Origin of the sequence: Embleya australiensis, from assembly GCF_051903075.1 — a bacterium.
GTDB lineage: Bacteria > Actinomycetota > Actinomycetes > Streptomycetales > Streptomycetaceae > Embleya.
In genome coordinates this window covers 4,928,411-4,941,914 of the sequence record NZ_CP182422.1, presented here as the reverse complement: position 1 = coordinate 4,941,914, position 13,504 = coordinate 4,928,411, and the positions used below count along the sequence as shown (strand labels likewise).

The 13,504-nt window shown below is 70.0% G+C and carries 11 protein-coding genes and 1 tRNA gene; 1 reads left to right on the top strand and 11 read right to left on the bottom strand.

The window, feature by feature from the left end; translation table 11 throughout:
• Positions 1–165: 165 nt before the first annotated feature.
• Both argS and ACMXN5_RS21575 read right to left on the bottom strand, forming a co-directional pair.
• Entirely contained in the window at positions 166–1,818 is a 1,653-nt protein-coding gene (gene argS / locus ACMXN5_RS21580; protein ID WP_379994955.1) for an arginine--tRNA ligase, read from the bottom strand.
• Between the two features lie 52 nt (positions 1,819–1,870).
• The gene (locus ACMXN5_RS21575; RefSeq protein ID WP_379994952.1) at positions 1,871–2,269 is read right to left on the bottom strand and encodes a response regulator; all 399 of its coding nucleotides are present in this window, start codon (positions 2,267–2,269) and stop codon (positions 1,871–1,873) included.
• Between the two features lie 130 nt (positions 2,270–2,399).
• Between ACMXN5_RS21575 and ACMXN5_RS21570 the strand changes: the two genes are divergently transcribed.
• Positions 2,400–2,471, top strand: a tRNA-Arg gene (locus ACMXN5_RS21570).
• A gap of 210 nt (positions 2,472–2,681) precedes the next feature.
• Here ACMXN5_RS21570 and ACMXN5_RS21565 read toward each other — a convergent pair.
• From ACMXN5_RS21565 to ACMXN5_RS21525, 9 genes are all read right to left on the bottom strand, one after another.
• Positions 2,682–2,816 (bottom strand): hypothetical protein, encoded by a 135-nt coding sequence (locus ACMXN5_RS21565; RefSeq protein ID WP_439676598.1) that lies wholly within the window; start codon positions 2,814–2,816, stop codon positions 2,682–2,684.
• A 405-nt stretch (positions 2,817–3,221) separates the two neighbouring features.
• The gene (locus ACMXN5_RS21560; RefSeq protein ID WP_439676597.1) at positions 3,222–3,656 is read right to left on the bottom strand and encodes a MarR family winged helix-turn-helix transcriptional regulator; all 435 of its coding nucleotides are present in this window, start codon (positions 3,654–3,656) and stop codon (positions 3,222–3,224) included.
• Positions 3,657–4,623: 967 nt separating this feature from the next.
• A complete protein-coding gene (locus ACMXN5_RS21555; RefSeq protein WP_439676596.1) occupies positions 4,624–6,282 on the bottom strand; it encodes an amidohydrolase in 1,659 nt (552 codons plus the stop codon).
• Between the two features lie 141 nt (positions 6,283–6,423).
• On the bottom strand, positions 6,424–7,866 hold the full coding sequence (locus ACMXN5_RS21550; protein ID WP_439676595.1) for an amidase: 1,443 nt from the start codon (positions 7,864–7,866) through the stop codon (positions 6,424–6,426).
• 163 nt (positions 7,867–8,029) lie between these two features.
• Entirely contained in the window at positions 8,030–8,878 is an 849-nt protein-coding gene (locus ACMXN5_RS21545; protein WP_439676594.1) for an ABC transporter ATP-binding protein, read from the bottom strand.
• A gap of 98 nt (positions 8,879–8,976) precedes the next feature.
• Positions 8,977–9,942, bottom strand: coding sequence for an ABC transporter ATP-binding protein (locus ACMXN5_RS21540; RefSeq protein ID WP_395787783.1), 966 nt, complete (start codon positions 9,940–9,942; stop codon positions 8,977–8,979).
• Positions 9,943–9,949: 7 nt separating this feature from the next.
• On the bottom strand, positions 9,950–10,837 hold the full coding sequence (locus tag ACMXN5_RS21535; protein ID WP_439676593.1) for an ABC transporter permease: 888 nt from the start codon (positions 10,835–10,837) through the stop codon (positions 9,950–9,952).
• Positions 10,834–11,784: an ABC transporter permease gene (locus ACMXN5_RS21530; protein ID WP_439676592.1), complete on the bottom strand. Its 951-nt coding sequence runs from the start codon at positions 11,782–11,784 to the stop codon at positions 10,834–10,836. Before ACMXN5_RS21530 ends, ACMXN5_RS21535 begins: the two co-directional genes overlap by 4 nt.
• Entirely contained in the window at positions 11,784–13,400 is a 1,617-nt protein-coding gene (locus ACMXN5_RS21525; RefSeq protein ID WP_439678050.1) for an ABC transporter substrate-binding protein, read from the bottom strand. Before ACMXN5_RS21525 ends, ACMXN5_RS21530 begins: the two co-directional genes overlap by 1 nt.
• Positions 13,401–13,504: the final 104 nt, after the last annotated feature.

Below are 13,504 nucleotides of genomic sequence, written 5' to 3'. Positions count from 1 at the left end.
GTGTCGGGGTGTCCGTCGGCGGGTGTCGGTGCGTGTCCGTCGGCGGGTGTCGGTGGGTGTCCGTCGCCGGCTGTTCGTCTGTGCGCCGGGGCGGATACGACCGAAGGCCGGGCAAGTACTTCCGCCCGGCCTTCGACCTGTCGCCTGTTGCGTTGTGACGAACCGTCACATGCGCTCGGGGGCGGACACCCCCAGGAGGGCGAGGCCGTTGGCCACCACGGTTTTCGCGGCTTCGGCCAGCCACATTCGGGCGTACGTCAGGTCGGTGACCGCTTCCTCGCCCTTCGGCAGGATCTGACAGTGGTCGTAGAAGCGGTGGTACGTGCCGGCCAACTGCTCGAGGTAGCGCGCGACGTGGTGCGGCTCGCGCATCTCGGCGGCCTTGGCGACCACGCGCGGGAACTCGCCGAGCATGCCGAGCAGGTCGGACTCCCACTCGGTGGAGAGCAGTTCCGGCTTGAACTCGCCCTTGACGATGCCGCGTTCGGCCGCCTTGCGCTCGACGGAGGACATCCGCGCGTGCGCGTACTGAACGTAGAACACCGGGTTCTCGTTCTTGTGCGACGTGAGGATGTCGATGTCGAGGGTGATGGTGGAGTCGGTGGACGAGCGGGCCAGCGAGTAGCGCGCGGCGTCGACGCCGATCCACTCCACGACGTCGTCGATGGTGATGATGTTGCCCGCGCGCTTGGACATCCGGACCTCTTCGCCGGCGCGCATCATCTTCACGAACTGGCCGACGATGACCTCGATGTTGTGCTCGGGGTCGTCGCCCGCGCAGGCCACGATCGCCTTGAGCCGCCCGACGTAGCCGTGGTGGTCGGCGCCGAGCATGTACACGGCGACCTCGTTGCCGCGGTCGCGCTTGTTCAGGTAGTACGCGGCGTCGGAGGCGAAGTAGGTCTTCTCGCCGTCGGACTTGATCAGGACGCGGTCCTTGTCGTCCCCGTAGTCCGTGGTGCGCAGCCAGATCGCGCCGTTGTCGTCGTAGACGTGGCCCTGCTCGCGCAGCCGCTCGATCGCCTTCTCCACCGCGCCGGACGCGTGCAGCGTGGTCTCGGAGAACCAGACGTCGAAGTGCGCGCCGAAGTTCTCCATGGAGCGCTGGATCTCGGCGACCATCAGCCGCAGTCCGGTGGCCCGGAAGATCTTCTCCTGGAGGGCCTCGTCCATGCCGAGCACGTCGGGGTGCTCGGCGAGGATGTCGGCGGCGATGTCGTTGATGTACGCGCCGACGTAGCCGTCCTCGGGCACGGGCCGCTTGTTCGCCGCCGCCATCAGCGACTTGCCGAACTTGTCGATCTGTACGCCGGCGTCGTTGATGTAGTACTCGGTCGTGACGTCGGCGCCGGACGCGCGCAGGATCCGCCCGAGCGAGTCGCCGACGGCGGCCCAGCGCACCCCGCCGATGTGGATCGGCCCGGTCGGGTTGGCGGACACGAATTCGAGGTTGATCTTCAGCCCGTCGAACGCGTTGTTGCTGCCGTAGTCGGCGCCGGCCTCGACGATGGCGCGGGCCAGCTCGCCCTGGGCGGCCGTGTCGACCGTGATGTTGAGGAAGCCGGGACCGGCCACGTCGACCTTCGCGATGCCGGGCACCTGCGCGATGCGCGCGGCCAACAGCTCGGCGATCTCCCGCGGCGCCCGCTTCGCCGGCTTCGCGAGCTGCAGCGCGATGTTCGTCGCATAGTCGCCGTGCTCGCGGTTCTTCGGCCGCTCCACCGTCGTGCTCTCGGGCACGGCAACGGCGAGCTCGCCCGCCTCGACGGCGGCACGAACCGCGGACAACACTGACTGCGAAAGCTCTGCGGGGGTCACGCGCACAAGGGTAGGCGACCCGCCGACCGACCCGCCCGGCGGGCGGGGTAGGTCATTCGGGTGACAGTTCCGGCGACAACGCCCGCACGAGGCGAATCAACTGCTCGGGATGAAACGGCTTGGTCAGATACCCGTCCACGCCCACCGCCCGGGCCCGGGAGAAATCCTCGTCCTGCGCACAGGCGCTGATCATCAGGATCTTCAACCCCTTGGTCCGCGGATCCGCCCGCAACCGCGCAGCCGTCCCGATCCCGTCCAGATGCGGCATGACCACATCGAGCGTCACCAGATCCGGCCGCACCTCGTGCACGAGCCGCAGACACTCCTCCCCATCGCGGGCGGTGCTCACCACGAACCCCTCCAGCCGCAGATTGACCGCGATCAGCTGCCGAATCACCTCGTCGTCATCCACGACAAGGACCCGCGCCGCCTCACCACCAATCCCGCCCACGCCAGTGAGGTTAGGCCCCCCACACCCGCGAGGGGGCCCGATCCGCACATCTCGTCCCCACCCCACCACCCCCCAACCCCAACCCCTTCGCAACCGCCCCCGAAGAACTGGTAATGTTCACGTCACCCGAGCCCCTGTAGCTCAGGGGATAGAGCAACGGCCTCCGGAGCCGTGTGCGCAGGTTCGAATCCTGCCAGGGGCACACCGTTTCACCAGCAGATATGGCCCCTCACTTGGGGCCATTACTGTTTGTAGGGTCTAGACCATGTGCGGCCGTAGGTCGCGATATGCAGCCCTGTGACGTGCGCCGTGGACTATTCGTGGACAGGCGTGCGGCCTATTCCCGCAGGTCAGACCCCGGAAAACGACGAAGGGCCCCGGGGAATCCCCAGGGCCCGCCATGATGCGTCGGTCAGCCTGCTTGGCGCAACAGCTCGTCCACCTTCGCGTTGTTGATCTCGTCCCGCCCGTCCAGGCACTTCACGTAGCGGCTCATCAGGACCTCCACCGAGTTGCCCGCCCGTCGGGCCACCTCCGCCGGGTCCATCCCCCGTTCAACCAGGATGACAACGCCGCGTGCCGCAGGGCGTATGGCGTCTCGGCCAACGGGGACTCCACCTGATGCGGGACGAACGCCAACCTGCGCGCCTCCTCCCAGGCTCGGGAGTAGGTGGAGGAGCTGATCACGTCTCCGCGCTCGGTGCCGAAGACCCGGCCGTCCTTCGCCGTACCGAAGATCTCCAGGTGTTCCCGGAGCAGCTTCACGAGGACAGGCGGGATCGGGACCTCCCGAGACTCCGCCTCCTTCTGGGAACGGTTGTTCAGGCCCCGGTCGTCGTGGACGTCGCCGGAGTCGGTCCAGCGCGGATATCTGCGACCACGAACCGGTTGCGGGCCGACGGGTCGACTGCCAGGCGGCGATGAGCGATCGGCTCGAACCATGGTCGACTGGCTATGCGTTGTTCCCGGTCGACAGGTGGCGTAGGGCTGCGAGGAGGGCTGGGCGGTCCGGGGTGGTGGCGAAGAAGGTGGTGTCGGCGGCTTCCACCGCCTCGATGGCTTCGGCGGCCAGGCGGGCGCCGGTGTCGGTGATGTGCAGCAGCTTGGCGCGGGTGTCGGTCGGGTCGGTGGCCCGGACCAGGAGGGACTTGGCTTCCAGGCGGCGGAGGACCTGGGAGGCGGTCTTGACGTCCATGCCCGCGTGGTTGGCGAGGGTGAGTTGGTTGGGGCGTACGTTCTGGCCTTCCAGCCACCACAGGCTTGCCAGCAGCACGAATTGAGGGTGGGTCAGGTCCAGCGGGCCGAGTGTGGCGGCCATTGTGCGCTGCCAGCGGAGGGTTGTGTGCCAGAGCAGGAAGCCCGGACTGTCGTCAGGGGCGAGCGGCATGGTGGGCCTCCGAGGGCGGCGGTGCAGTGCAGTGCAGTGCCGTGCGGTGGGGTGGGGTGCGGTGGGGTGGGGTGCGGTGGGGCGGGGGGTGTCGGGCAGGGGCGGAGGGATGGAGGGCGATTGGGGCCGAACGCCCAATGGTCGAAGCAGGCGTCCGGTCGTTCGGCGAGTCGGGCGGCCACCCGGCGAGCGCTGCCGCGCGGCGTCGTGCTGACGAGCGAGGCCACTGGGCGGTTCCTCCGCTGGCCGGCTGATCGGCGGGCGGGTGCGGCATGCAGTCGGCAGTCGGTAGTACACCCGTATGTCGGTCGGACGGCCCGGCGATCTACAAGCCCTGTCGATCGGACGAACCGCCGAATCGCTGACCATCCGACTCCCCGGGCAGACCCATCGACCGCCTGACCATGTGTGCCGTCCGGCCAACGGTCGATCAGCTCATCGACACCTCCGACCGACCGAACGATCGGACCACCGGCCGGACACCGCCCGGCCCGACCAAGCCCGCGACCTCCGAACGCGTGGCCTGTTGGGCGTTCGGGCGATCGACCAGATGATCGACTAGCCCGCCGACGGCACGCGTGGACCATCCAGGTGGACGGCTGTTCATCCAACTCACCACACCAGCCGACAGACCGAACAGCCCGTCGGGCCGTCGGGCCGACGGGCCGACGGGCCGACGGGCCGACGGGCCGTCGAGCCGTCGAGCCGTCGAGCCGTCGAGCCGTCGAGCCGTCGAGCCGTCGAGCCGTCGAGCCGTCGAGCCGTCGAGCCGTCGAGCCGTCGAGCCGTCGAGCCGTCGAGCCGTCGAGCCGTCGAGCCGTCGAGCCGTCGAGCCGTCGAGCCGTCGAGCCGTCGAGCCGTCGAGCCGTCGAGCCGTCGAGCCGTCGAGGGGGCAGATTATCTGCGCGGGGATAATCTTTACAAGGACTACCTGGCGGCCATGCCCTCTCGCGCACTCGACCCTGCCCTACAGGCCCTCTGCCGTGTACACCGCCTTGCCCTCCACGAAGGTGGCCAGTACCCGGGCGTCGGCGATTTCGGTTGGCGAGGCCGCGTATGGGTCGCGGTCGAGGACGACCAGGTCGGCGAGTTTGCCGGGCTCGATCGTGCCGGTGTCGTGGTCGCGGTGGTTCACGTACGCCGTGCCGATCGTGTAGGCCGCCAGGGCCGCCGTCAGGTCGATGCGCTGTTCGGGCAGGAAGATCGTGTCCGACGGCTCGGCGAAGGCGGGCAGCACTCGGTTGACCGCCGTGTGGATGCCCCACATCGGGTCGGGAGCGCTCACCGGCCAGTCGCTGCCGGCGGCGAGGGTCGCGCCGGAGCGGAGGAGGTCGCCGAAGGGGTATTGCCAGGCGGCTCGTTCGTCGCCCAGGAACGGGATGGTCAGCTCGTCCATCTGGGCCTCGTGGGCGGCCCACAGAGGCTGGAGGTTGGCGGACACGCCCAGTGCCGCGAAGCGCGGGATGTCGTCGGGGTGGACCACCTGGAGGTGCGCGATGTGGTGCCGCCGGTCGCCGGGGCCGTTGGTGGCGAGCGCCTGGGCAAAGCCGTTCAGGGCCTCGCGCGCCGCCCGGTCGCCGACCGCGTGTACGTGTACCTGGAACCCGTGCGCGTCGAGGAGCGTGACGTGTTCGCGCAGTTCGGCCGGGTCGACGAAGCTCAGGCCGCTGTTACCGGTGTGGCAGCCGCAACCGTCGAAGTACGGCTCGTTCAGCGCGGCGGTGAAGTTCTCCGCGACGCCGTCCTGCATGATCTTCACGCTCGTCGCGGTGAACCGGCCGACCGTCGAGGACGCGCGGAGCTCAAGCAGGCGTTCCAACTGCTCGGCGCCGCGGTCGCGTTCCCACCACAGCGCACCCACGACGCGCGCGGTCAGCTGCCCCGAGCGGGCCGCCGTCAGGTAGGCATCCAGCGGATCCAGGCCCGGATGCGCGGAGCCGACCATCGCGTCCTGCCACGACGTCACGCCGACCGAGTGCATCCGTGCCTGGCCGGCGAGCAGCGCGCGCAGGCCGTCCGCCGCGTCCAGACCCGGTACCAGGTCGCCGACCAGGGCGGCCGCGCCCTCGTGCAGGGTGCCCTGCGGCGTCCCGTCCGGCTCGCGCTCGATCCGCCCGTCGGCCGGATCCGGGGTGTGCCGGTCGAGCCCGGCGAGTTCGAGCGCGCGGGTGTTGACCCACGCGCCGTGGCCGTCGGCGTTGATCAGGAACGCCGGCCGATCCGGTACGAGCGCGTCCAACTGCCGCCGACTCGGCGTGCCGCCGGCGAACGCCTCCATGTTCCACCCGCCGCCGGTGATCCATTCCTCGTCGGGCCGATCGGTCGCGTACGCCCGGATCAGCGCGAACGTCGCGTCGGCGTCCCGGGCTTCGGAAAGGTCGCAGCGGATCAGCGTCATCCCCGCGAGGGCGGGGTGTACGTGCGCGTCCTGGAACCCGGGCACCAACGCCCGCCCCGCCAGGTCGATCACGTCGGTACGCGGCCCGATCAGGTCCCGCACGTCCGGATCATGGCCCACCGCCACGATCCGCCCATCCCGCACGGCCACCGCCGTGGCCCGGCGACGCACGGCATCGATCGTATGGACCGCACCACCTCGGAAAACGACATCGGCGAAGGCAGACATGTGGAACTCCCGGCGCTGTAACGGAGAAGGAGAGGATGGAGAGGAAGGACGGGAAGGAGGGGAGGGGAAGGAAGAAAGCTGAGAGGGCGACGGGGGCGAAGCGGGAGCAGACGATTCAGAGGACAAGACGCAGGCGCCCCCTCAACGCCCCGGCGTCCCCACCCCCGCGTAGTCCCACGGCCGAACCCGCTCCACCGCCGCCGCCACCCGGAACACCGTCGCGTCGTCGTAGAACCGCCCGACGATCTGCACCCCCGTCGGAACCCCGTTCGCCGCCCGCCCCGATGGCACGCTCAACACCGGGCACCGGCTCGCGATGTTGAACACCGTCGTGAGCGACGCCTCCAGGTAGTGCTCCAACTCGACGTCGTTGATCGTGACCTTGGTCGACGTGTAGTCGTCGTCCGCGAGGAACGCGGGAATGCCGGCCGTCGGGCACAGCAACACGTCGTATCGGTCCAGGAGTCCGCCGACCTCGGCCTGGATCGCCGCCTCGCGTTCCAGGCCCGAGAGCAGTCCGCGCCGGTCCGCCGCCGCGACCGTCTCCTCGGCGAACCTGAGAGTGTACGCGTTGAGTTGATCGCCGTAGTCGTTCGCGACCCCGGCCACCCACGAGCCGAAGATCGCGCCGAAGTGGATCATCGCGGTGTCCATCACGTCGCGTCGGCGGATGTCGACCGCCACCTCCTCGACGATCGCACCGGCCTCGCGCAACGCGTCCGCGACCGCTCGGGTGTTGGCCTCCACCTCGGGGTCGATCTGCCAGTCGCCCAGCCCGATCGACAACGCCACCCGCAGCCCCGCGACGTCCTCCGGCACGGTCGGCAGGGTCAGCTTGGGGCTGAGCGCGACGCCGTCGAGTGGATGCGGGCCCGCGATCACGTTCTGGAGCAGTACGCAGTCGGCGACCGTGCGGGTCATCGGGCCGTCGTGGCAGTACGTGTCGAGGTTGAACGGCGGCAGCGCCGGCACCCGCCCGTAGGGCGGCTTGTAGCCGACCGTGCCGGTGAACGAGGCGGGGATGCGAATCGAGCCGCCGATGTCCGAACCGGTCGCCAGCGTCGTACTCCCGGCCGCCAGCGCCGCGCCCGCGCCGCCCGAGGAACCGCCGGGCGAATAGGCCGGGTTCCACGGATTGCGGGTCACGCCCCACAACTTCGAGGCGGTGAACGCCGCGCAGCTGAACTCCGGGGTCGTGGTGCGCGCGTGCACGATGCCGCCGGCCGCCATCACCCGCTCGACCACGGGGTGGGTCGTCTCGGCGATCTCGGTCGCGAAGGGCAGCGAGCCCTCGGCGATGATCCGGCCGGCGATCGGCTGTTCCTCCTTGGTCGCCACCGCGAGCCCTTCCAACGGCCGTGGCGCGTCGCCCTTGCCGGCGTAGCGGGCCTCGGCCTCCCGCGCCGCGGACAGCGCTTCGTCGTACATCCGCTCGGCGAGGCAATTGACGACGGGCTCGACCGCCTCCGCACGCGCGATCACCGCGTTCATCAGTTCCACGGGCGACAGGGATCGGTCCCGGAAACGACGCAGGGCCTCGGTCGCGGGCAGATAGGCGAGTTCATCGACGGTGTGATCGGACATGGGAGGTCCTGGATCCTTTCGTTGTGTTTGCGTCGCGGCCGGCGCACGCGACAAGTTCGGGTTCGTCGAACGACAAGTGCGGGGGGTCGAACGACAAGTGCGGGGTCGTCGAACGACGAGTCCGGCTCCGGCGAACGACGAGTTCGGCTCCGTCGACCGGGGTTCAGTCCCCCGACGAGCCCTCCGCTTCCCGCTCCAACGCCCGCCGATCCGCCGCGATCCGCGCCGGATCCCACCCCACCCGCGGCACCGAATCGAGCAGCAGCCGCGTGTAGGCGTGCTGCGGATCCGTCAGCACATCGGCCGTCCGTCCCGCCTCCACCACCCGCCCGGCGCGCAGCACGACCACGTCCTCCGTGATGTGCCGTACGACCGCGAGGTCGTGGCTGACGAACAGGAAGCCGACTCCCGCGTCGCGCCGAATCCCGGCCAGGAGGTCGAGGATCTGCGCCTGGATGGACACGTCCAGCGCGGCGACCGCCTCGTCCAGGATCAGTACCTTCGGCTCCGCAGCCAACGCCCGCGCGATCGCCACCCGTTGGCGTTGTCCACCCGACAGCGCCTTCGGCAGCGCCCCCGCCTCGCGCTCGCCCAGCCCCACCTGGTCCAGCAACTCGTCGACGCGCGCGGACCGCTGATCCCGGGTCAGGTCGAAGTGCAGGCGCAGCACCTCGTCGATGCACTCGCGCACCACGATGCGCGGATCCAGGGACAGGTAGGGGTCCTGGAACACCATCTGCATCTCCCGGGCGCGGGCGAGGCGTTCGGCCCGATTGCGGGTACGCACCGCCCGCTCCCGACCCCCGATGCGGATGCTGCCCGAGTCGGGCGAGACGAGCCCCACGAGCATCCGCGCCGTCGTGGTCTTGCCGCATCCGGACTCGCCGACGATGCCGAGCGAGCCGCCGGGCGGGAGCGTGAACGACACGCCGTCCACGGCCCGATGCCCTCCGAACGCCTTGCACAGATCGGCGACTTCGAGCGTGCCTTCGACGGAACTCTCGGAGCCCATGGAACCCCCGGCACCCGTGGACTCCTTGGAGCCCCCCGAATCCCCGGCCCCCACGACTCCCCCGCCCTTGCCCCCGGCCTTCCGGGCCACCGAGCCGGTCACGTCACAATCCCCTCGTCGACCCGAAAACAAGCCGCGTACGCGTCGTCGGCCCGCACCAGCGCGGGCGGCTCGACCAGGCACTCCGGCCCCACCCGCGCACAGCGCGCCGCGAACGCGCACCCGGTCGGCGCCTCGGCCAGCGATACCGGGCGTCCCGGGATCGGCTTCGGCGGCCCGGCGTCCGGCTCCAGGCGCGGCGTGGACGCGAGCAGTCCGGCCGTGTACGGATGCCTCGGTCGCGCGAACAACCCCGCCGCGGTCTGCGTCTCCACGATCCGCCCCGCGTACATCACGTAGACCCGGTCGCACACCGCCGCGGCCAGCTCCAAGTCGTGCGTCACGAACAACATGCCGGTCCCGCGTTCGGCCTGAAGCCGGGTCAGGATCCCGATCACCTCGGCCTGCGTGGTCACGTCGAGCGCGGTGGTCGGCTCGTCCGCCAGCAACAACGACGGCTCCCCGGCCAGCGCCGCGGCGATCACCACCCGCTGGAGCATGCCGCCGGAGAAGTGGTGCGGATAGCGGCGCATCGCGCCCTCGGGGTCGCGAATGCCCACCGCTTCCAGCAGTTCGACCGCACGCCGCGCGGCGACCGCCGGAGCGGTCCCGGCCGCGCGCAGCCCCTCGGTGAGGAAGTCGCCGACCCGGCGCATCGGATTGACCGACGCCCTCGGGTCCTGGAAGACCATCGCCACCTCGCGCGCCCGCAGCGAACGCAACTCGGCGCGACGCAACCCCAGTACGTCGCGTCCGCCCACCCGCACCGCGCCGCTCACCGAGGCATGCTCCGGCAACAGCCCGAGCACCGAGCGGCACGCGACCGACTTGCCCGAGCCGGACTCGCCGACCAGGCCCACACTTTCGCCCTCGTCCACCCGCAGCGAGACGCCGTCCAGGATCGGCCGGGCGGCCCGTCCCTTGGGCAACCGCACGGTCAGCTCGTCGATTTCCAGAAATGCCATGGCCGGATCAGTGCTCCCGCTTCGCGACTCGGTCGGCGATGCCCTCGCCGACGATGCCGAACGCCACGACCGCGACGACGATGCACAGGCCCGGCGCGAACGACGGCAGCATGGCGTCCTGGAGCAGTGCGGCCTGACCCTCGTTGATCATCGATCCCCAGTCGGAGTCGGGTGGTTGCACGCCGAAGCCGAGGTAGGACAGCGCGGCCAGGTCCATCAGTGCGTAGCCGAAGTTGATCGCCGACTGGGCCAGCACGGTCGGGGTGATGTTGGGGATCAGGTGCCGCACGCAGATGGTCCATCCCGACCAGCCCTGGACGCGGTAGGACTCGATGTACGGCCGCGCCTTCTCCTGCGCGGCGATCGAGCGCACCAGGCGGCCGACGTACGGCGTGTACGCGACGCTCATCGCGATCACCGGCGCGGTCAGTCCGGACCCGAAGACGGCGACGAACAGGATGGCCACGAGCATGCCCGGGAACGCGAAGATCAGGTCCATCGAGCGGGACAACATCGCGTCGATCCACCCGCCGCGCCACGCGGCGGCGACGCCGAGCACGATGCCCAGGATCGTGGAGATGCCGACCACGAGCAGCGGGCCGAGCAGACCGGTGCGGGCGCCGTGGATGACGCGGGACAGGATGTCCCGGCCCGACTGGTCGGCGCCGAGCAGGTGATCGGACGACGAACCGGCGAGCGTGGCGGTCAGGTCCACGGCGTCGGGGTCGTACGGCGCGATCAGCGGCGCGAACACCGCGATCAGCACCAGCAGTACGAGGATCACGGCCGCGCCGGCGAACAGCGGGCCCTGCCGCAGCGCGCGCAGCGCCCCGAAGCCGGGCCGCCGGACCATCCCGCCGCCGCCGGCCTTGCGGTCGATGGGGATCGTACTCACGAGGCACCTCGCCCGGTCAGGGAAAGCCGCGGGTCCACCAGCGGCTGCAGCAGGTCCACCACGAGGTTGACCAGAACGAACGCGGCCACGGTCAGCAACGTGATGGCCTGTACCACCGGGAAGTCCTTGACGTTCACGGACGACACCAACAGCCCGCCGACGCCCGGTACGGAGAACGCGGTCTCCACGATCGACGTGGTCACCAACAGGCCCGCGATCATGGTGCCGACGACCGTGACGATCGGGCCGAGCGCGTTGCGCAGCACGTGTCGGCGCACCACGTCGGTCTCCGCGACGCCGCGGGCGCGGGCCACCTCGACGTGTTCCCGCGCGAGTTCGTCCAGCATCGAGGCCCGGGTCACCCGGGCCAGCAACCCGGACAGGGTGAACGCGAGCGCCACCGCGGGCAGGGTCAGGTGCTCGACGCGGCCCCCGAAGCCCTGGCCGCCACCGAAGGTGGGGAACCAGCCGAGCTTGACCGAGAAGAGCGAGACCAGCCCGATCGCGGCGACGAACGACGGTGTCGCGGTGGCCACTCCGGTGCCGATCAGCACGAACCTGTCCACGAATCCCGGGCGCAGCGCGGCCAGGATGCCCAGGAGCACGCCGGCGAGCACGATCAGCAGCGCCGCGTAGCCGATCAGGAACAACGTGGTGGGCAGCCGGGACGAGATCAACGCGCCGACGTCCTGCCGGAATTGCACCGAGCGGCCGAAGTCGCCGGTGCACACGTCGCCGAGCCACTGCGCGTACTGGGACAGGAACGGGTCGTCCAGGTGGTACTGGGCGCGCACGGCCGCCCTGGCCTCCGGCGTCGCCGGGTGGCCCTTGAGCAGGAAGGTCACCGGATCCCCGGGGGCAAGGTGGATCGCGCTGAAGACCAGGAACGAGGTCACCAGCAGCACCATCGCCAACCCGAGGAAACGGCCCAGGAAGTAACGCGCCATCAGCCCGCGGCCCCGACGGTCGCGGCCCACGGCCAGTAGAGCGCGGCGCTGCTGACCGTGGCGCCGGTGATCCGCTTGTTCATGTACAGGTTCGACGGCTGCTCGAAGAGCGGGATCGAGGCCAGGTCGCGCATCGCGATGTCCTGGAGCTTGCCGGTCAGGTCCGAGCGGGCGCCGGGGTCGGCGGTGGCCGCCGCCTGGTCGTAGAGCTTGTCGTACTCGGGGTTGGAGTAGTTGCCGTAGTTGGCGAACGCCCCGGTGACGAACGACTCGTAGAACTCCAGCGGATCGGGGGTGTTCGTGTATCCGTTGGTCACCACGAGGTCGATGCCCTTGCGTGCCTCGGGGTCGGTGAACAGCGCGGTGTAGGCGTCGGGGGTGACCGTCTTGAGCTCGATGTCCAGGCCGATCGACTTGCCGGCGGCCTGGATCGCCGTGGACGAGACGGAGATCTCGGGGGCGAGCACGCTGGTGGCCAGCACGATCTTCTTGTTCGCGCCGCCCGCCTCGGCGACCAGCTTCTTGGCCGCGGCGAGGTCCTGCTTGACCGGCGGCAGGGTCGCGTAATAACCCTGCGCCCGGTCGGGGGCCAGGCCCCAGGCGGTGATCGGGAGCAGGCTCTTGGCCTCGTTGGCGTAGCCGCTGGCCGCGGCCTTGATCAGGCCGGGCCGGTCGATCGCCATGGACAGCGCCTGACGCATCCTCAGGTCACCCATCGGGCCCTGCATGTTGGTGATGCCGAGCAGGTAGGCGCCGGTGCCGGGGCCGAAGTACATCTTGCCCTGGGGGGAGTTGAGCAGTCGGCCGTACGCGTTGGAGGGCACGGTGTAGCCGCCGTCGACCGAGCCGGACAGCAGCGCGTTCACCCGGGCGGCCGGGTCCTGGATGAAGACGAACTTGAACTGGTCGTTCTTCGCGATCAGCTTCGGATCCCAGTAGTTCGGGTTCTTCTTGAGCACGATCGAGTCGCCGGCGGTCCACTTGTCCAGCGCGTAGGGGCCGGTGCAGTTCACCCCGCCCTGCGGATTGCCGTAGTCCTTCCCGGCCTTGGCGATCGAGGCGGCGCTCTCCACCGTGCCGGGCGAGGCGGCGAGCAGCGAATTGAGCAGCGCGTCCGGCTTGTTCAGCTTGATGGTCACCTGGAGGGGGCCGGTGGCGTCGATCGAGGCGACGTTGCGGAACGCGGTACCCCAGGCGGAGGCGAGTTCGGGGTCCATGTGCCGCTTGAGGCTGGCCACCGCGTCGGCGGAGGTCATCGGCGTGCCGTCGTGGAAGGTGACCCCGGGCCGCAGTTCGTAGACCCAGGTGAGGGGGTCCGGGTTGGTGTACGAAGCGGCCAGTCCCGGCTCGATCTTCATGTCCGGCGTGGTGCGCAGGAACTGCTCGCAGACGTTGGCGAGCACGGTGTTGATCGGGAAGTCCCAGGCGTAGAGGTAGTCGAGGGTCTGCGGCTCGGCGTACAGCGACCAGGTGACCGAGGGGATGTTGCCCTTGGCCGCGGGGGTGTCCGGGCTGATCCGGAAGCCGCCGGCCGGCTTGGCCGAGTCGTTGGAACCACCGGAGCACCCGGCCACGGCGGCGGCCATGACGGCAACCGCCGCGACGGATCGGAGCATGCGCAAGGGAACCCACCTCTTCCAGGGGGTAGCGGGGACGCTGGGGTCGTCTGGAGTATTGATGCGGGAACGTTCCCGCACAAGGCTTTGCGGGAACGGTTTTC